Annotated in this window: 19 protein-coding genes; 11 read left to right on the forward strand and 8 right to left on the reverse strand. The window is 63.1% G+C overall.

Annotated elements, in window-relative coordinates:
* Position 1: 1 nt before the first annotated feature.
* Both ABH945_RS14540 and ABH945_RS14545 read left to right on the forward strand, forming a co-directional pair.
* Positions 2–1213 carry a class I SAM-dependent methyltransferase gene (locus ABH945_RS14540; RefSeq protein ID WP_429250939.1) on the forward strand — a complete coding sequence of 404 codons (1212 nt, stop codon included), beginning with the start codon at positions 2–4 and terminating at the stop codon, positions 1211–1213.
* A gap of 1 nt (position 1214) precedes the next feature.
* Positions 1215–1736, forward strand: a complete 522-nt coding sequence (locus tag ABH945_RS14545) for a chalcone isomerase family protein (protein ID WP_429250940.1) — start codon at positions 1215–1217, stop codon at positions 1734–1736.
* A gap of 19 nt (positions 1737–1755) precedes the next feature.
* Here the strand turns inward: ABH945_RS14545 and ABH945_RS14550 are convergent, their stop codons facing one another.
* The 3 genes from ABH945_RS14550 to ABH945_RS14560 all read right to left on the reverse strand — a co-directional run bounded on the left by ABH945_RS14550 (position 1756) and on the right by ABH945_RS14560 (position 5294).
* Positions 1756–2802 (reverse strand): alpha/beta hydrolase, encoded by a 1047-nt coding sequence (locus tag ABH945_RS14550; RefSeq protein WP_429250941.1) that lies wholly within the window; start codon positions 2800–2802, stop codon positions 1756–1758.
* Positions 2803–2885: 83 nt separating this feature from the next.
* Positions 2886–4190, reverse strand: a complete 1305-nt coding sequence (locus ABH945_RS14555; protein ID WP_429250942.1) for an Nramp family divalent metal transporter — start codon at positions 4188–4190, stop codon at positions 2886–2888.
* 126 nt (positions 4191–4316) lie between these two features.
* Complete coding sequence (locus tag ABH945_RS14560) at positions 4317–5294, reverse strand: ferritin-like domain-containing protein (RefSeq protein ID WP_074763343.1); 978 nt, start codon at positions 5292–5294, stop codon at positions 4317–4319.
* A 573-nt stretch (positions 5295–5867) separates the two neighbouring features.
* Between ABH945_RS14560 and map the strand changes: the two genes are divergently transcribed.
* From map to ABH945_RS14590, 6 genes are all read left to right on the forward strand, one after another.
* Complete coding sequence (gene map / locus ABH945_RS14565) at positions 5868–6653, forward strand: type I methionyl aminopeptidase (RefSeq protein ID WP_074763344.1); 786 nt, start codon at positions 5868–5870, stop codon at positions 6651–6653.
* Positions 6654–6903: 250 nt separating this feature from the next.
* The gene (locus ABH945_RS14570; RefSeq protein WP_074763345.1) at positions 6904–7437 is read left to right on the forward strand and encodes a GNAT family N-acetyltransferase; all 534 of its coding nucleotides are present in this window, start codon (positions 6904–6906) and stop codon (positions 7435–7437) included.
* Between the two features lie 268 nt (positions 7438–7705).
* Positions 7706–8557, forward strand: a complete 852-nt coding sequence (gene minC / locus ABH945_RS14575) for a septum site-determining protein MinC (protein ID WP_429250943.1) — start codon at positions 7706–7708, stop codon at positions 8555–8557.
* A gap of 104 nt (positions 8558–8661) precedes the next feature.
* Complete coding sequence (gene minD / locus ABH945_RS14580; protein WP_007175863.1) at positions 8662–9477, forward strand: septum site-determining protein MinD; 816 nt, start codon at positions 8662–8664, stop codon at positions 9475–9477.
* 14 nt (positions 9478–9491) lie between these two features.
* Positions 9492–9746 (forward strand): cell division topological specificity factor MinE, encoded by a 255-nt coding sequence (minE, locus tag ABH945_RS14585; RefSeq protein ID WP_074763347.1) that lies wholly within the window; start codon positions 9492–9494, stop codon positions 9744–9746.
* Positions 9747–10125: 379 nt separating this feature from the next.
* Positions 10126–10437 carry a YXWGXW repeat-containing protein gene (locus ABH945_RS14590; protein ID WP_074763348.1) on the forward strand — a complete coding sequence of 104 codons (312 nt, stop codon included), beginning with the start codon at positions 10126–10128 and terminating at the stop codon, positions 10435–10437.
* 230 nt (positions 10438–10667) lie between these two features.
* Here ABH945_RS14590 and ABH945_RS14595 read toward each other — a convergent pair whose 3' ends face one another.
* Positions 10668–12188 carry a chloride channel protein gene (locus ABH945_RS14595; RefSeq protein WP_429250944.1) on the reverse strand — a complete coding sequence of 507 codons (1521 nt, stop codon included), beginning with the start codon at positions 12186–12188 and terminating at the stop codon, positions 10668–10670.
* A gap of 258 nt (positions 12189–12446) precedes the next feature.
* Here ABH945_RS14595 and waaC point away from each other — a divergent pair, with 258 nt between their 5' ends.
* Together waaC and ABH945_RS14605 are read left to right on the forward strand one after the other, a co-directional pair.
* Positions 12447–13451: a lipopolysaccharide heptosyltransferase I gene (gene waaC / locus ABH945_RS14600; RefSeq protein ID WP_429250945.1), complete on the forward strand. Its 1005-nt coding sequence runs from the start codon at positions 12447–12449 to the stop codon at positions 13449–13451.
* A 630-nt stretch (positions 13452–14081) separates the two neighbouring features.
* A complete protein-coding gene (locus ABH945_RS14605) occupies positions 14082–14216 on the forward strand; it encodes a hypothetical protein (RefSeq protein WP_268960452.1) in 135 nt (44 codons plus the stop codon).
* 27 nt (positions 14217–14243) lie between these two features.
* Here ABH945_RS14605 and ABH945_RS14610 read toward each other — a convergent pair whose 3' ends face one another.
* The 3 genes from ABH945_RS14610 to ABH945_RS14620 form a co-directional block, all read right to left on the reverse strand.
* On the reverse strand, positions 14244–14423 hold the full coding sequence (locus ABH945_RS14610) for a hypothetical protein (RefSeq protein ID WP_074763350.1): 180 nt from the start codon (positions 14421–14423) through the stop codon (positions 14244–14246).
* A 237-nt stretch (positions 14424–14660) separates the two neighbouring features.
* Positions 14661–15968 (reverse strand): MFS transporter, encoded by a 1308-nt coding sequence (locus ABH945_RS14615; RefSeq protein ID WP_429250946.1) that lies wholly within the window; start codon positions 15966–15968, stop codon positions 14661–14663.
* 644 nt (positions 15969–16612) lie between these two features.
* Positions 16613–17146 carry an energy transducer TonB family protein gene (locus ABH945_RS14620; RefSeq protein WP_429251102.1) on the reverse strand — a complete coding sequence of 178 codons (534 nt, stop codon included), beginning with the start codon at positions 17144–17146 and terminating at the stop codon, positions 16613–16615.
* Positions 17147–17325: 179 nt separating this feature from the next.
* Between ABH945_RS14620 and ABH945_RS14625 the strand changes: the two genes are divergently transcribed.
* Positions 17326–17463: a hypothetical protein gene (locus tag ABH945_RS14625; RefSeq protein ID WP_429250947.1), complete on the forward strand. Its 138-nt coding sequence runs from the start codon at positions 17326–17328 to the stop codon at positions 17461–17463.
* Positions 17464–17516: 53 nt separating this feature from the next.
* Here ABH945_RS14625 and argH read toward each other — a convergent pair whose 3' ends face one another.
* A complete protein-coding gene (gene argH / locus ABH945_RS14630) occupies positions 17517–18923 on the reverse strand; it encodes an argininosuccinate lyase (RefSeq protein WP_429250948.1) in 1407 nt (468 codons plus the stop codon).
* Positions 18924–19050: the final 127 nt, after the last annotated feature.

Below are 19050 nucleotides of genomic sequence, written 5' to 3' on the forward strand. Positions count from 1 at the left end.
CATGGCGCTTTCAAGAACCCTTAGCGGCCTTCAGACCGTCCCCGCGTCAGGCCGCCTGTTTCTGTCGCTGCTCGAACGGATCAAGGTCGGGCACCTGGTGCTCGTCACGCCGGACGGTCAGCCGCGCGTGTTCGGCGATCCGCACGCGGCGCCCGGCGCGCGTCTTGAACTGCGCGACTGGCGTGCGTGCGGTGCGATTCTGCGCAAGGGCGACATCGGTTTCGCCGATGCGTGGCGCTCGTTCTGGGTCGATACGCCCGACCTCGCCGCGTTGCTGCGCGTCGCGATCCGCAATGAGCGTGCGCTGCAACGTACCGTGTACGGCGGCTGGCTCGCGCAACTCTGGTACGGGCTGCGGCATCGGCTGAGGCCAAATACGCGCTCGGGCAGCCGGCGCAATATTCACGCGCATTACGACATCGGCAACGCGTTTTACGCGCAGTGGCTCGACCCGACGTTCACGTATTCGAGCGCGGTGTTCGACGGCAATTTTCATCAGTCGCTCGAGGATGCGCAGCACGCGAAATATCAACGCATCATCGATACGCTCGGTTTGCGCGCGGGCATGCAGGTGCTTGAAATCGGCTGCGGGTGGGGCGGTTTTGCGATGCATGCGGCACGCCAGGGCATCCATGTGCATGGCGTGACGATCTCGCCAGCGCAACTCGAATTCGCGCAGCGACGCGTGAACGAAGCGGGCCTGGCTGAGCGCGTGCAACTCGAATTGCGCGACTACCGGACCTTGACGGGGCAGTACGACGGTATCGTGTCGATCGAAATGTTCGAGGCGGTCGGCGAGAAATTCTGGCCGACGTACTTCGAAATCGTACGCGAACGTCTGCGGCCCGGTGCCCGCGCGCTGGTGCAAACCATCACGATCGACGACTCGCATTTCGCCGCGTATCGGGCGACGAGCGACTTTATCCGCGAGTTTATTTTTCCGGGCGGCATGCTGCCGAGTCCGCAACGTTTCGTCGATGCCGCGCGGCGCGGCAAGCTGGTCGCGTGTACTTCGCTGCAGTTCGGCCGCGACTACGCGGAGACGTTGCGCCGTTGGCGCAGCGCGTTCGAAACGCAACTCGACACGATCCGCACGCAAGGCTTCGACGAAATTTTCGTGCGCACGTGGCGGCTTTATCTGGCCTACTGCGAAGCGGGTTTCGATGAAGGACGCACAGACGTGATGCAGTTTCTTCTCGCGAAGGCCGACTGACATGCGCGCGCTCGCGGCTCTCGCGCTGATGCTCGCGACGTTGTCGGCGAGCCCGGCGTGGGCGGATTGGCATGACGACGTGCAGTCCGCGAAACTGGTCGGCGAAGGCGATTTCAGCGTGTTCGGTTTCAGGCTGTATCGCGCGCAGATGTGGAGCGAGCGCGTGCCGGTCGATTACGGCGAGCGCTTCGCGCTGCACATCGTCTACGTGAAAAGCATCCGGCGCGAGCGGCTGGCGGACACGGGCATCAACGAAATCAAACGGATCGCCGACGCGCCGATTCCCGCGCAAACGCTGGAGCGCTGGCGCGCGAACATGCTTCAGGCGTTTGTCGATGTCGCGCCTGGCGATCAGATCAGCGCGGTTTATCTGCCGGATAAAGGCGTGCGGTTTTACGCGGGCGAGCGCATGACCGGCGAGTTCGACGATCCCGCTTTCGCGCGGGCGTTCTTCGGTATCTGGCTCGATCCCGCGACGCGCGCGCCAGCCTTGCGCAAGCAATTGCTGGGGACGGCGCAGTGAGGTTGCGGGTGCTTGTGGTTTATTCGTGACGGCCGGGCGCGCTTTGCCTGGGGCAATCCCCGTCCTGCGTCGATGCCGATGTTTGTGCGGTGTCCGCAGCGGCAGTAGCAGCTTTTGCGCGCCGCCGTATCTGATACACGTTGCTTGCCGTGCCTGACGAGGACGACGGAGGCATCTTCAGTTCAAGCGCATCCCGGCACACCGTCGCGTCGATAAACGCGCTGACATCGTCGAGCACCGGCGCGAATCCGCGTAACGGGCCCGCAATCGCGCCCACCAGCAGCGCATGCCCGACTCGCGGATAGTGCTTCACTTCCACGTCCTGATCTCCCGCTGCGTGCAGCCTGGCGGCGAGGCGGTCGGTGTTGCCCGGATCGACTGTGGTGTCGCGCTGACCCGCAGCGATGAAAACCGGCGGCTCGTCGCCTTCGACAAAATTGATCGGCTGACTCGCGGCGCGCAACGCGGGCGGGAAAATCTGTTCGAGCGTGGCGTCGTGCAGCGGCAGGAAGTCGTACGGACCGGCCAGCCCGATTACGCCGCTCAGGTCGCTTTTGCTCATCTGCTGCGCCGCGAGGTAGCGGCCGTCGGTGGCGAGCAGCATCGCGATGTGCGCGCCAGCGGAATGGCCCATCAGAAAGATTCGCGACGGATCGCCGCCGGTTTCGGCCGCGTGATCGCGCGCCCAGCGCACGGCGGCGGCCGCGTCATCGACGAAACCGGGGAACGCGGTATCAGGCCATGTCCGGTAGTCGGGCACCACGGCGACATATCCGCGCGACGCCAGCGCTGCGCCGACGAACAGGTAACTGCTGCGCGAGCCGTTTTGCCAGCTTCCGCCATAGAAGAACACGACGATGGGACGTCCATGTGCCCCGGCCGGCGGCGCACCGGCTGCCGGGGTGTAGACGTCTAGTTGCTGGCGAGGGGCGGTGCCGTAGGGCAGGCCGCTTTCCACGTGGAAACTCTTGTGCGACACGGTGGCATTGAGCACGCCCGCCGCGCTGCAACCGCCAAGCGCGGCGAGGGCGAGAGCGGCGGTCACGGTGAGCAGGCGTCGAGGCATGAGGGGCGATCGTCCGAAAAAGTTCGTTCGATCAATGTACGCGGTGGCTTGGGGAATGGATGCAGGGGCATTCATCCGCCCATTCATCCGCCGATGTTCATCACCTGCCAAAGCAGAACCCCGTTCAGGCCGACCACCACCAGCGCGCCGGTCGCGGCTGCAATGGTCGTCGAGCGCCGGTTCCGGTAACGGCCCATCAGCTTCCCGCTCGAGGTGAACCACACCAGCGCGATCATCGGCAACGGCAGCGCGATACTCAGCACGACCTGGCTCAGCACCAGCGCGCGCGTTGCATCGACACCGAGCGCGACCACGATAAACGCGGGCACCATCGTAACCAGCCGCCGCGCCCACACGGGCACATGAAAGCCGACGAAACCCTGCATGATCATCTGCCCGGCCATCGTGCCCACCACCGAACTCGACACCCCCGACGCAATCAACGCCGCCAGAAAGAGGCCCGCCGCCGCGCCGCCGAGCAGCGGCGTGAGCGTACGCCACGCGGTTTCGATGCTCGCGATCTCCGCGTGTCCGGCGTGAAACGCGCCCGACGCCATGATCACCATCGCCATGTTGATGAGCCCCGCGACCCCCAGCGCAACCACCACTTCGATATTCGAAAACCGCAGCAGCTTCGCGCATTCGCCGTCGTTGCGGGGTTTCACGCGATGCTGGGTCAGCCCCGAATGCAGGAACAGCACATGCGGCATCACGGTCGCGCCGATGATGCCGACGGAAATGGTCAGCGCGTTGCGATCGGGCATCGACGGCGTGAACGTGTGCTTCGCCACGGCGCCCCAGTGCACCGGCGCAATCAGCAACTCCGCGAGATACGACAGCCCGATTACGCCGACGAGCGCCGCAATCGCCAGTTCGAGCGGCCGGAAGCCGCGCTTTTCGAATTGCAGCAGACCGTAGGTGACGGCGGCGGTGATCAGCATGCTCGGCATCATCGGCAAACGCGTGAGCAGCGATACGCCGATCGCACCACCGACGAATTCGGCGAGATCGGTCGCCATCGCCGCGATTTCGCTGACGCCCCACATCGCGAACACGCAACGGCGCGGTAGCGACGCGCGGCATAGCTCGGCAAGATTGCGGCCGGTCACGAGCCCGAGTTTCGCGGACAACGACTGGAACAGCATCGCGACCACGTTCGCCACCGCGACCACCCACAGCAGCGAGTAGCCGTAGCTCGCGCCCGCCTGGATGTTGGTCGCGAAGTTGCCGGGGTCCATGTACGCGATCGACGCCACCACTGCGGGCCCCGCGAACGGCAGGATCGCCCGCAGGCCGCGCCGCCTTCCCGCCAGCGTCTCGCGGATATCGAAGCAGGCTTGCTCGCTGAGGGTCTGCGGCCCTACGGCCTGGCTGACTGCTTCGTTCATCGCGGCTCCTGTTCGTCGTCCGGCGTGCGGGGCAATAACGGTGAAGCCCGGCGAACGGGGACGCGCGATTGCGATAGCGGTCGCGGCGTCCCGTTGCCGGTGAGGCTGGTGCTCACAGCATGCGCGTCACGCGCTCATGTTGAGTGTCCCGTTCACGCCGTTCGGGAAGAAGCCGCCTTTGGTCGCGATCGAACTCGTCAGATAGACGATGTTGAGCACGTTGCCGTAGCCGCGACTGAACGCGAGTCCGTTGCTGTCGAGCGGCACGATGTTCGACGTGCCGGCCGTCGCGCCGGTGATGCCCTGATCGTCGTGGCCGTTCTGATCGAGGCTGTTGCGTGCGGCCGAGATCGCATTGGCCGCCGTGACGAGACTCGTCATGTCGATCCCTTTCGAGTACAGCACGGTGCGTACCAGCCCCGCGTGATACGCCTCGGCCGCGAGAATGCCGGCCGCCGCTTCGAGAAACGTCTTGTTGGTGATGAGCGGCGAAGCGCCTTTGTAAGCGGTGACGCCGACGTCTTCGAAGATGAACGCGCCGAGCAGGAAGTTGTTGTCGCTCTCGTACGGATTGAACGCGACGCCTGCGCCGACGAGTCCCGCCGCGCGCGCCGCATTCGAGAACGCGCCGTTAGGATTGGTGCCGCCGATATCGATCGACGGCATCGCGACCGCTGCCGACCCGAGCGCGCTGCGCAGGAATGCTACGTGCTCGCGTTCGTCGTTGGCGATCTCGTTGGCGTAGGCCTTGACCACTGCGTCCTGAAACGGAACCTGCTGGCCGGGAATCACCGTGCCCGCCGTGCCGACACCCGCCGTCATGCTGGCGGCCAATCCCGAGCCGGTCGTTGCATACGTGTAGAACTGCGATTCGAGGTACTCCAGATTCAGCGCGAAGTTGAGAATTTCAGCGTCGGTCGGTGCGCTGGCCGCCGACACGCTCGAACCGGACCCGCCGCCGCAGGCGCTGATCAACGTGCCGCCGACCAGACCCAGACCCAGGCCGCCGGCGTTGCGGAAAAATTGCCGGCGCTGCAGGCGGCGCTCGACGCGACGATCGAATGCATCGATCAGGGATGCTGATTTATTGCTGGATTCCGACATGGTTCTGCTCCTCCGATGGTTTACTGCGGACGCTGCCCGCTCGCGTGCTCGAACGCAAAAACGCGGACGCAATGAGGCCCCGGTTCTTCTGAGAAGAACTAAGTATTAGACGGAGAAGAAGAGAGTCCTCATCCGCCTTTACGGAGCGAATCTGCGACTAGATGCAAACCTCACAAAAGATTTCCTGGTGCATTCGCAACATATGCCGCGGGCGCTAATCCGGCGGCCAGAAACGTGACGTTCCGTTGAGCGTTTTTAAGATGCCGGATAGTGCTGCGTTAAAACGGCCGATCGCCTATCCAGGTCGTTCCGCCCGTTTTGCGGAGGACTCGCCGCGATCCTCTGTACAATTGCCCGATCGACCGCCCGCTGAAGTACGAAATTGCCGCATCACCCATGCGACAAGTGCAAAGCGGGCGCTGCATGACAGGGCGCCCCCACCTACCTGTATGAGCTTGCGCTTATGACATGTATCAGGACCCGCATTTGCACCGGCGCTCGTCGCGCTCATCGCATCTGCCGTCCCGCGCCCTTTGAAACATCGAACCCATCCGACTTAAATCGACTGAATTCATGGCCATTACCTACAAGACTCCCGACGACATCGCCAAACTGCGCATTTCGGGCCGCCTCGCGGCCGACGTGCTGGCAATGATTGGCGAGCACGTCAAGGCCGGTGTCTCCACCGACGAGCTCGACGCGCTGTGCAACGACTACATCGTCAACACGCAAAAGTCGATTCCGGCCAATGTCGGTTATCTGGGCTTTCCGAAGACGGTTTGCACGTCGGTGAACTCGGTGGTGTGCCACGGCATTCCGAACCGCGCCGAGATCCTGAAAGACGGCGACATCGTCAATATCGACGTCGCGATCATCAAGGACGGCTATTTCGGCGACACCAGCCGCATGTATTGCGTCGGTCAGCCGAGCACGGTGGCGCGTCAGCTGATCGACACGACCTACGAGGCGATGCTTGCCGGTATCCGCGAGGTGAAGCCGGGCGCGACGCTCGGCGATGTCGGCTACGCGATCCAGAAAGTGGCGCAGCGCGATGGCTTTTCGATCGTGCGCGATTATTGCGGGCACGGCATCGGCAAGGTCTATCACGAAGATCCGCAGGTGCTGCACTACGGCCAGCCGGGGCAGGGCGTGCGTCTGAAGCCGGGCATGGTCTTCACGATCGAGCCGATGGTCAACGCAGGCCGCGCCGGCACGTCGGTGCAACGCGATGGCTGGACGGTGGTGACCAAGGACCGCTCGCTGTCCGCGCAATGGGAGCACATGATCGCCGTCACCGACGACGGTTATGAACTGCTGACGCCGTGGCCGGATGGCACCGGCAGCTACGAAGCACCTTGAGTAAAGATTGAGCACAGTGAGCGCGCCGCGCATCGGGTCGATGCGCAACGCGTTCACGCAGCAAGTCCAGCAGCATGGTCACGCGGCATTGCGCCGCCCGCGTCTGATGCCCGACGCGTGAAAAGTGCCCAGTTTTTGCGCGTTTCGTGCCGATACTTCGCGCGGCGGCTGAATCCAGTCAAGAATGAATTGACTCGCGCGCCGGTTCGGTTAAAGCTACGCCTTAGGGTTTCAAGGGGTTTTCGTCTGCATGATTCCGTCATTGACCGTTCGCCGTATTGCCGCTGAACAGGGCACCGTTTTTCGCGAACTTCGCACCGCGTCGCTGAGGGAGGCACCCTACGCCTTCGGCGCGACGCTCGAAGACGCGTTGTCGGCGGAGGCCGCCAGTTTCGACGTGACCGCCGCCGAGCACGCGGTTTCGTTTTCCGTCAGCACTTTCATTCTTTACACCGAGGGTCATCCGGCCGGATTGATCGAAGCGCATTTCGACGACTCGGCAGCGCGCCGCGCGTTTGTCTGCGAGTTGTGGGTGGCGCCCGCGGTGCGTCATCTGCGGGGCGGCGAGTTGCTGGTCGATACGGCCGGCGCGTGGCTGGCCGGCGAAGGCGCGGACGAAATCTACGCGTGGGTCGCCGACGCCAACCGTAACGCCATGCGCTTCTACGAGGCGCTCGGTTTCGGTCCGACCGGCGAGCACCGGCGCGTCGAGCGTGCGCCCGAGCAGGTCGAAAGCCTGCTTGTACGGCATGTGCCGGTTACGTCCCAGGTGCATCAGCAGTGATCTCCGCGAGCGGCGCGTCAGTCTGCCGCTCGATTCCCTTCCATGTCTGCACAGCGTTCGTAGCCGGGCGCGTGGGTCGCTTGCCGGTCCACACATTCGCTCGATCGACGGCGCCCGGCCAGGCCTCGCGGTCAGGCTGTTGGCCGCTACGCGGCGCGAGCAGGTGGTGCGCGAGCACGCGGCCGTCGAGCGCATTTTTTCTCCCGGCAAAAAAGCTCGCTGTGCGCGTGGACGCCTGTAAAATACGCAAAATTTTTTGCCGAACGCTATGTCGCCCAAGAAATCGCCCTTTTTCGAACTCCGCAGTGGCGCTGTCGATACGCTCCTGTTCGTGGTCAAGACAACCGACCTCGATGCAATGCGTGCCGAGCTGACCCGGCGCTTCGAGGCGACCCCCGAATTCTTCGCTAACGACGTCGTCGCGATCGACGTGCGGCGCCTCGCCGTGAACGAACGCGTGTCGCTCGCCGACATCGCGCAACTGCTGGACAGCGTGCGCATGCGGCCGGTCGGCGTGGTCGCGAACGCGCAGCAGGGGTGGGCGGCCGAGTCGGCGCTACCGCTGCTCGAGGCGCGCGACCGTCGTGGCGCCAGCGGAAAATCCGCTGATGAAGAGGGTGCTGCGGCCAACGCGAGCGCCGCCGCCAGTGCCAGTGCCAGTGCCAGCGCTACGCCCGCTGCAGCTCAGGCAAGTCTGCTTCCTCCCGACACGCCTGCATCCGCGAGCGCTTCCGCCGCCGTCGAACCCACGCCTGCTGCCGAGCCCGTGCGGCTCGCCACGTCGTCGCAAACGATGGTGGTCGACAAGCCGCTGCGCTCCGGTCAGCGCATCTACGCGAAGGGCGACCTGGTCGTGCTCGGTCTTGTGAGCTACGGCGCGGAAGTGATCGCCGAGGGCAACATCCATATTTACGCGCCGCTGCGCGGCCGGGCATTGGCCGGCGTACAGGGCAATCACGACGCGCGCATTTTCTGCACGTGTCTCGAGCCGGAACTCATTTCGATTGCGGGCATCTATCGAACGACGGAGAACCCGCTGCCGTCCGACGTGCTCGGCAAGCCTGTGCAGATCTGGCTCGAAGAAGAAAAGCTGATGATCGAACCGCTGCGGCTCACGTAACGCCTGCGAAGTGCGCGCGGCGCTGAATGAATCCGGCGCGCGGCGTTTCACGGCAAATATGGCCGCACATAATTGACGATATTGACGAACACAAGGTAAGGGTAATGGCAAAAATCATTGTGGTGACTTCGGGCAAGGGTGGCGTGGGCAAGACGACCACGAGCGCGAGTTTTGCATCAGCCCTCGCATTGCGGGGCAGCAAAACCGCCGTGATCGACTTCGACGTCGGCCTGCGCAATCTCGACCTCATCATGGGCTGCGAGCGCCGTGTGGTGTACGACCTGATCAACGTGATCCAGGGCGAAGCCAATCTGAATCAGGCGCTGATCAAGGACAAGAAGTGCGAGAACCTGTTCATCCTGCCGGCCTCGCAGACGCGCGATAAAGACGCGCTCACGATGGAAGGCGTCGAGAAGGTCATCAACGACCTGATCGCGATGGACTTCGAATACATCGTTTGCGATTCGCCAGCAGGTATCGAATCGGGCGCATTGCTCGCGATGCATTTCGCCGACGAAGCGCTGATCGTGACCAATCCGGAAGTGTCGTCGGTGCGCGACTCGGATCGTATCCTGGGCATTCTGTCGTCGAAGACCAAGCGCGCGATCGAAGGCAAGGAGCCGATCAAGGAGCATCTGCTGATCACCCGCTACAACCCGAAGCGTGTGAGCGAAGGCGAAATGCTGTCGCTTACCGACATCCAGGAAATTTTGCGCATCGATCTGATCGGCGTGATTCCTGAGTCGGAAGCGGTGCTGCATGCGTCGAACCAGGGCCTGCCGGCCGTGCACCTCGACGGCACCGATGTGGCCGAAGCCTATAAGGACGTCGTGTCGCGTTTCCTCGGCGAGCAGAAGTCGCTTCGCTTTACCGATTACCAGAAGCCCGGGCTGCTGCAGCGCCTCTTCGGCACCAAGTAAGGAGAGCGCACGTCATGTCGATTCTTTCGTTTTTGCTGGGCGAGAAAAAGAAGTCCGCGTCGATAGCGAAGGAACGCCTGCAGTTGATCATTGCGCATGAGCGCGCCGGCGGTCATCCGCCAGCCGATTATCTGCCTGCGTTGCAACGCGAACTGGTAGCCGTGATTTCCAAGTACGTGAAGATTTCCGATGACGATATTCGGGTGAGTCTCGAACGTCAGGACGATCTGGAAGTGCTCGAGGTCAAGATCGAGATACCTCAGGCTTGAGTGATCGAGCCGGCTGGGTTGTTGCAGCCGGTTTGTCTGATGGACCGCGCCGCGCGGTGTTGCGTTGGAATGACGTGATGCTGCGCGGCGTGTGAGTTTTTGGGGTTGGGTTTTTGCGTGCGAGCATGCACGCAGCTCCGGTTGCTTTTGCTTTTGCCGTTGAACGGCCTGTTTCGCCTCAGCTATTTCCCGCAGTTCATTTCCCTCGTTGCCCCTTTCTTCGTGATGTTCCCACGATGCATTCCTCTGCGCTCTCCACGCGTCGAAATAATCCGTTGCACTTGCGCATGGGCGGTTACACGGCCACGGTCAGCCAGTTCGTCACCTCGCGCATTAAACGGATAACGCCGCTTATGGTGTTCATCCAAAGAGGGAAACCATGAACAAGACCTTTCGCTTGCTGCTTGCCAATACCGTTCTGATTGCTGCCGGCGTCGCTGCCGTTGCGTCCGCGTCGGCTGAAGAAGTGGTGGTGATCGCGCCGTCGGCCCCGCCGCCCGTACGTTACGAAGCCGTGCCCGCAGCGCGTGTCGGCTACGTCTGGGATCACGGTCATTGGCGTTGGGATCATGGCCGCTACGTGTGGGCCGCGGGACACTGGCAGGCCGAGCGCGTCGGTTATCACTGGGTGCCGGGGCATTGGGTCTCGCATGGCCCGAACTATCACTGGGTCCAGGGCCACTGGGCGTAACGCGTTCAGGACGGGAGTGCGCAGGGTGGGCGGCATCGCTTGATGTGTTCACCCTGCGCTTCAATGTGGATGGTTGACGACACCGGCGCGATGCAGCGTGCGCCCGTGTCTTCCAGGAAATATGTGATGAAAAAGAATCTGCTTCTAATCGCCGTGCTGGCTGTCATGCTGGCCGGCTGCGTTGTGTACCCGGCGCGGCCTTTGTATGTGCATGTGCCAAGGGTCGTCGTTTATTGACGCGGGGCGTCGGGATCTTTCGAAGTAGATGGCTCGCCGTCGACATGGTCCGGTGCCTGTGCGAGAGCCTCCGTATCGGCGTCACGGGCGGACGCTTCGACCTTGGTCGCGACATCATCGTGCGGTTGATTCTCAGCCGCGTCAGCCTCTGATTTCTCCGCCGCAGGAACCTCGACCTCCGGCACTTCCGGCACCGGTGCAGGCGCGGGTTGCGGCAACGGCGCCATATACCGCTCGGCCAGCGACTCATACAACGGCGGCGAAAAAAAGCGCGACACCCGGCTCGCGATCAACGCCGTGGCCATCAGCGAAATCACTAGCGCGTGACCGTCGATCATCTCCATCACGATCACGAACGACGTAATCGGCGACTGCGTGACGGCGGCCAGATAGCCGACCATCGCGAGCGCGATCAGCATCGGCAATTGCATCGAGCCGAACACCATGTGCAGCAGATTGCCGAAGCCCGCACCGATCGCCAGCGACGGCGCGAAAATACCGCCGGGAATGCCGGGCAGGTACGAGCCGATCATCGAGATCATCTTCAGGAACGGGTAGAACAGCGACAACTGTTCGTGTCCGTCGAGCAGGCCGCGCGCTTCCGCGTAACCGCTGCCGAACGTCGTGCCGCCCGAAATCAGCCCGACCAGTGCAATCGTGAAGCCGCACAGCGCGGCGAACGCGACCGGCCGCTTGCCGTGCAACTGACGCAGCGGCGCGGGAATCCAGCGTGCGGTATTGAGCAGCAGCCAGCCGAACACGCCGCCCGCGATACCGGTGACGATGGCCGTGAGAAGCACCGCGACCGCCAGCAGATCCGGGAAATGCACGCCGATCTGAATCGTGCCGAAATACGTGTAGTTGCCGTTCAGCCCGAGCGCAATCACGCCCGCGATGATGATCGCCGTAATCAGCACGCCGCTCGCGCGCGCTTCGAAGCTGCGCGTCAATTCCTCGATGGCGAACACGATCCCGGCGAGCGGCGTGTTGAACGCGGCGGACAAACCCGCCGCCGCGCCGGCCAGCACCAGTTGCCGTTCGATCAGCGCGTTCGAACGCGGGTACAGCCGCCGCAGATTGAACATCAGCGCCGCGCCCACCTGCACGGTCGGACCCTCGCGACCAATCGTGAAGCCGCCCAGAATCGCCAGGAACGACACGGCGATCTTGCCGAACAGAATCCTGAACGACAGCAGCCGCGAGCCGTATTCGCCCGTTTTCGAATGGAGGGTCGCGATGACCTGCGGAATGCCGCTGCCCTCCGCGCCGCGAAAGAAGGTTCGCGTCAGCCAGACGGCGAGTGCGGCGACCGCGGGCGTGATGATCAACGGCGCCCAGACGTGCCGCTGCTGCACCATGCGGAACTCGCCGTAGCCCCAATCGATCAGCCGGGCATACAGCACGGCCACCAGACCCACCGCGATCGCGCCGAGCCAGAAGATGCCGTACTGCCGCCAGAGTCGCTTCGCGCGGCGTAAAAGAACGGAAGGGCGTAAGGAGAACGGACTGGACATGACGAGGAGTCTGGCGGCAAAGGGCCAGTATAAGTCGACCGGCGTCGCTCAAAGGGCACTTAAGCCTAATGAAAATGATTGTTATAAATATGAAAGAAAAGCGGATCGGGAGGAGGATGAAAAACCGATTCAGGCTATTCGTGCCGGGCGTGTAACGTCCCGTTATTAAAGATGGCGTGGCCCGCCTTGGCATCCGAAGGGCTCAAATTCAAACGTCAGCTAAAATAGTTCGATGTTCGAATAACCAACAGGTCCTCAATGAAGCGAGTCCTTATCGTCAAGGTCACTTCGCTCGGCGATATCGTGCAGGCGTTACCCGTCGTTGCCGATATCAAGCGCGCTCACCCCGGCGTGCAGGTGGACTGGGCCGCTGACGAAGCGTTCGCCGAAATGGTGCATTGGTGCGAGAGCGTCGACCGCGTGCTGTGCGCGCCGTTGCGGCGCTTCAAGAAGGCGCGTCGGTGGAGCGATTTCAAGGCGATTGCGGCGTCTATTGCCGAATTGCGCGCGTATCGCTACGACTACATCGTCGACATTCACGGTGTGTACAAGAGCGCGATCATCGCGTTTCTGGCGCGCTCGTCACGGCGCATCGGGTATCAGTCGCAGGATCTCGGTGAGCGCGGCGCCGCGTTCGCGTACACGGGGCGGTTCGGCCCACGTCCCAAATGCGATGCATGGCATGGCATGCGTATCAGCACCGGCGAAGCGTTGGGGTACGAAGTCGAAGGCCCGCCTGTCTACAATCTGCGCTTGCCCGACGCCACCACTCAGCCATTCAGGTTCGGAAGCGAACCGGTCGCGGCGTTTTTTCATGCGACGTCGAAAGACGACAAAAAGTGGCCGCTGGAGCGTTGGATCGACATCGGCCTCGAACTCTGCCGGCGCGGCTTCAAGGTCGTGTTGCCGTGGGGTTCGGATGGCGAGCGCGCAGCAGCCGAACAGATCGCGGCCAAAGTGCCAGGTTCGACCGTTCTGCCGAAGATGAGCGTGACCGAAATCGCGCAGATGATCGACGCGTGCTCGCTGGTGGTCGGCACCGACACCGGTTTCGTCCACCTTGCCCATGCGTTGCAAAAGCGCACGGTGATGATCTTCGTGGCGACTTCGCCGGATCATTGCGGAATCGAGTCCCCGTACCGCTCCATTTCGATCGGCGACGGTCGTTCGGTGCCCACGGTCAGTGCGGCCATCGACGCGATCAACCACGTTTTCACCGAACCGCATGCGCTCGTGGAGTCGCACGGCGGCGCCGCCGCCTGACGCGAACGGCGTGGGTGGCCACCATCGTTTGAGCAAAAGAAAAGAGGCGTGACGCGCAGGCTGCCCAATGCTCCGGGCTCTGCTCGTAACGCCTCCGAAAAACGCCCGCGTCGGGGAACAGCGGGCGGAGAGGAAATCGTGGTCAGCAAAGCGTCATGCCTGCGCAAGGGGCTGCGAGATCCTGCCCGTTGTGCCGGGCGCGCATTCCGCAGTTGGTTTGCGCGGTCGCGGCGATGTGTCTGGTCAAAGCGCCGCGCATTACACGCCTGTTAAATCTGTCGCTTTTCGTTGAGTCTCTGCTTCGCGAGGCCGCGCCGCCATCGTCGGGCCGACCAAACCGTTGAAGCCTGCGTAGGCCCGAATCCGGCGACTGCCGTCATCATCCCGATACGCGCACGTGCTGCCAGCAGGCTGTTTGCCCGAAAGACACGCTCAAGCCAGTATAGGCGGCGTTTTTCGCGGATGTTAGTTCGTCGTTTGCGTAGCCGGGATGCGCAACTTTGCAGCGCGGGTCCTGTAACACCCCGGTGATCTTCCCTTACAAATAGCAACGTTCGCAGCGGGCGATGTCGTGTTCAATCGGATCATTCGGGGTTTGGCTCGAATGAATCTGACTCGATGGAGAACAACATGAAACGCTTGATCCTGACTCTCGCAGCAGGCACGCTCCTCGCAACCGCGCTCGGCGGCTGCATCGTCGCCCCGGCGCCCGGTTACTATGGCGGTGGCGGCTACTACCACCACGGCGGCTATTACTATCGATAAGCTTTCCGCCTGATCGTTAATCGCCCGTCAGGCCAGCAGCATTTCGAACGCGACTACCGCGGCAATGGCAGCCGCGTTCGCAGCCAACGCCTCGACGACGATTCCCTTCCACGTCGCCGGACGAAAGCGCAACGCCAGTAGTAGCGAGCAGAGTAATGCCAGCGCAATGATCATCACGACGTCTGCGTTGTTGAGATGGATGTTCATTCGAGCCTCCCTGCTTGCCTTAGGGTTATTAAAGTCGAGTATAGGCAAGTCAAAAAGACGCGCAAGTCCAGGGGATTTACTCAGAAAGGCGAGGGGTCGCGCGGGGGATTCAGACGGGTGCCCGGGGGCTTAAAGCCCCCGGCCCGACACCGCCGCAGCGCAAAACCTTCGCGCCGGGCAGTGTCGAAATACAGACAATCTCATGCTGCTATCAGCGTACTTATGCAGTGCGCATGATCACATCAACCGTGCGTTGCGGGTTTCGCGCATGCAGAGTACGCCGATCAGGCTGACGGCGGCAGCCACCGACACATACGCGCCCACCCACGGCAGCCCGCCATGCGCGGCCAGCACCTGCGCGATGTACGGCGCGACCGATGCACCTAGAATCCCGCCGAGGTTGTACGACACGCCCGCGCCGGTGTAGCGCACGTTGGTCGGGAACAGTTCCGGCAGCAGCGCGCCCATCGGCGCGAAGGTCACGCCCATCAGGAACAGCTGGATCACGAGGAACAGCAGCACGGCGGGCGTTTCGCCGCTGCCGAGCAACGGCGCCATCGTGAAGCCCGACAAAATCGCCGCGATGATGCCGACGATCAGCACCGGCTTGCGCCCAAAGCGATCGCTGGCCCAGGCCGACATCGGCGTGGCGAGCGCCATGAACACCACGGCGATACACAGCAGGCCGAGGAACGTCGGCCGCGGAATATGCAGCACGGACACGCCGTACGACAGCGAGAACGTGGTCGCGTTATAGAACAGCGTGTAGCAGACCACCATGGCGAGTGCGCCGAGGATGGTCGGCAGCCAGTGTTGCGACAGCAGCGTCGCGATCGGCACCTTGACGCGTTCCTTGCGCTCGATCGCGGCCTGGAATGCCGGCGTTTCGGCGATTTTCAGGCGCACGTACAGGCCGAGAGCGACCAGCACCGAGCTGACGAGGAACGGCACGCGCCATCCCCAGGTGCGGAATTGCTCGTCGGAGAGCGACACGGCGAGTGCGAAGAACAGTCCGTTCGATGCCAGAAAGCCAATCGATGGCCCAAGTTGCGGGAACATGCCGAACCAGCCGCGCTTGCCGGCCGGCGCGTTTTCGGTGGCGAGCAGCGCCGCGCCGCCCCATTCGCCGCCGAGGCCGATCCCCTGGCCGAAGCGCAGCACGCACAGCAGGATCGGCGCGAGGCTGCCGATCGAGTCGTAGCCCGGCACGAAGCCGATCAGCGTGGTGGAAGCGCCCATTACCAGCAGTGACGCCACCAGCGTCGACTTGCGGCCGATCCGGTCGCCGAAGTGACCGAACAGGAACGAGCCGATCGGACGCGCGACGAACGCGATGCCGAACGTGACGAACGCCGACAGCGCTTGTGCCGTCGCCGAGCCGTGCGGGAAAAACACCGGTCCGATCACGAGCGCGGCGGCGGTCGCGTAGACGTAGAAATCGTAGAACTCGATCGCGGTGCCGATAAAGCTCGCGAAGATGATCCGCGCGCTACTGTTCTGCCCGCTCGAATTGGGCTGAGCCGCGGAAATCGGCGAAGTGGACATGCAAGGTCTCCATCTATCGTGATGCCGCCGTGCGCCGTGCGCCGTGCGCCATGCGTCGAAACGGACGGCGCGGCAGGGCGGCATCTTTGTTTAAATTCGTGCGTCCGGCGGCGCTTGCGGGCTTGCTGTGAAGCCCTGCGAGGCGTCGGTGACGGCGCAATGGTGCAATGGTGCAATAGCTTACAACGGCCGGCGTCGTCGTTCGCGCGCGAAACGGTCATGCCAGGGGAATAACCAGGTGGTTTGCGTCACGCGGGCGGGCAACAACGGTGTCGGCACGGCGCGATATACGAGGCATGGGCTGTATCGGCCCGGGTATGCATCGCGAATAGGCAGACGACGCTCGCGGATGACGAGGCGGCGCTGCAAATCGGCTGCGCACCGCGCCAGCGGGTGTGCGGGCGGCGCGAGCCAGGCCGGATGACTCCGGCGCGGGGAATCCGAAAATTATAGCGAGCGCGGACGGCGCGCAGCAATGGCGGCGTAAGGTTTGTCGAGAGCGGGTGTCATCAGTGGCATGCTGCGCGCAGACCGCAGACCGCAGACCGCAGACCGCAGACCGCAGACCGCCAACCGCCAACCGCCAACCGCAGACCGCAGACCGCAGACCGCAGACCGCAGACCGCCAACCGCCGTCATCAACCTCAGTTGAAGTTCTGCGCCTGCGGCGAAGCCAACTCGCGCAACTGGAATTTGCCGTCGTCGTTGAACAGCCAGTCTTCGAAGAGTTCGAGCTGACCGCGTCCGTTGAGCAGTTTGCCGGGCGGCTGCGGCAGCGGCGACGCGCGGCGCAGCGTGGCGAGCGCGGTGCTTTCGGCTTCATCGTCGCCATTCGTGCGATAGACCGACGAGGTCACCACATGCCCATTCCGATCGACGACGAACGACACCACCACCAGCGAGCGCAGCATCGCCTGCGGGGTGCCGTGCAACACATAAGACGGATTGCGCTCGACGATGCGCCGTGCGACCGCATCACGATATTGATCGAGCGTTGCGCTGTTGACGGCGGCCACCGGCGTGTTCACGGTCTCGTGTTGCGGCAGCGTGACGGTGCAGCCCGCAATCATGGTTGCTGTGGCCGCCGTCAGCACCGCGAACATCGTCCCGCGTCCCAGTGATAACGGCACGCGGAAGCAACTGGAAAGGCGGCGAAGGTGACGCGTGCGGATAGGCATCGTCGACGAGAAAACCCGGTGAGTGACTGATTCGATGGTAGTCAAAATCCGCCTGGATGCAATTAGCGTTCGCCCGCTTTTTGCTCCGCTCGCCGTGTTGTAATGCCTTGAAATATGAGCACAATTGGTCTGCGGCGAAAACAGGCCTACACTCGGATGGCCTCTTTCGGGAGGCATCGGTGGAAGTCCTATTTGGCCCGCTTCGTGCGGGCTTTCTTTTTTTGCGCGACGCGTTGCGCATGCCGCTCCGGCTGCGCAATAAAAAAGGCGAACCCGAAAATGAGTTCGCCTTTCACCTGCCTTTCACCTGCCTTTAACCGGCAACGAGCGAGCCGTTAAAGGCAAGCCCGCCGCAAGATAAAAGCGTGCGTTATTTCAACGCCGCGCGCGCAGCTTGCACTGCTGCCAGCACCTGCTCCGGCGCCGTACCGCCCGGATGATTGCGGCTTGCCACCGAACCTTCCAGCGTCAGATACGAGAACACGTCGTCGCCGATCAGATGCGCGACGTTCGGCAGTTCCGAGCGCATTTCTTCGAGCGTCAGATCCGCCAGATCGCAGCCGCGATCCGCGCAGACGCGCACGGCCAGCGCCACGGCTTCGTGTGCATCGCGGAACGGCAAACCGCGCTTGACCAGGTAGTCGGCGAGGTCGGTTGCCGTCGAGAAACCCTGCAACGCAGCGTCGCGCATCGCTTGTGGCTTCACCGAGATACCGGCGACCATTTCAGCGAAGATGCGCAGCGTGTCGGCGACCGTATCGACGGTATCGAACAGCGGTTCCTTGTCTTCCTGATTGTCCTTGTTGTACGCGAGCGGCTGGCCTTTCATCAGCGTGAGCAGCGCAATCAGATGGCCGTTCACGCGGCCGGTCTTGCCGCGCGCGAGTTCGGGCACGTCCGGGTTCTTCTTCTGCGGCATGATCGACGAGCCGGTGCAGAAGCGGTCAGCCAGATCGATGAAGCCGACGCGCGGGCTCATCCACAGCACGAGTTCTTCGGAGAAGCGCGACACGTGCGTCATGACGAGCGCCGACGCCGCCGTGAATTCGATCGCGAAGTCGCGGTCGGAGACAGCATCCAGCGAGTTCGCGCAGATGCCGTCGAAACCGAGCGTCTTCGCCACCGCGTGACGGTCGATCGGATAGCTGGTGCCCGCGAGTGCAGCCGCGCCCAGCGGCAGACGATTCACGCGCTTGCGGCAGTCGATCATGCGCTCGGCGTCGCGCGAGAACATTTCGACGTAGGCCATCAGGTGATGACCGAACGTGACCGGTTGCGCGACCTGCAAGTGCGTGAAGCCCGGCATGATGGTCGACGCGTTCTTTTCCGCCATGTCGAGCAGCGCGGTGCGCAACTCGGTCAGCAGGCCGCCGATCCGGTCGATCTCTCCGCGCAGCCACAGGCGGATGTCGGTGGCGACCTGGTCGTTACGCGAGCGGCCCGTGTGCAGACGCTTGCCCGCGTCGCCGATCAGCGCGGTCAGACGCGCTTCGATGTTCAGGTGGACGTCTTCCAGATCGAGTTGCCACTCGAACTCGCCTCGCTCAATCTCGCCCTTGATCTGCGCCATGCCGCGCTGGATGGCGGCGAGGTCGTCGGCGGCGATGATCTTCTGCGCGGCCAGCATCGAGGCGTGCGCGAGCGACCCTTCGATATCGACGAGCGCCAGACGCTTGTCGAAGAAGACCGACGACGTGTAGCGTTTGACGAGCTCCGACATCGGCTCCGAGAAGCGAGCCGACCAGGCTTCGCCTTTTTTGTGCAGTTGGGACGTCATGGTGTTGGGCAGTTGAGCAGTGAGGAGGCTGGCGGCGCGAATGCACGTCATATGCCGTGCAAGGATGCCGCCGAAGCGAGGAAAGACAGGGATTTTAACACTGGCCGGAGGGCTTAAAGCCGCCGCC

This window comes from Paraburkholderia sp. GAS333 (assembly GCF_050435665.1).
Lineage (GTDB): Bacteria > Pseudomonadota > Gammaproteobacteria > Burkholderiales > Burkholderiaceae > Paraburkholderia > Paraburkholderia fungorum_A.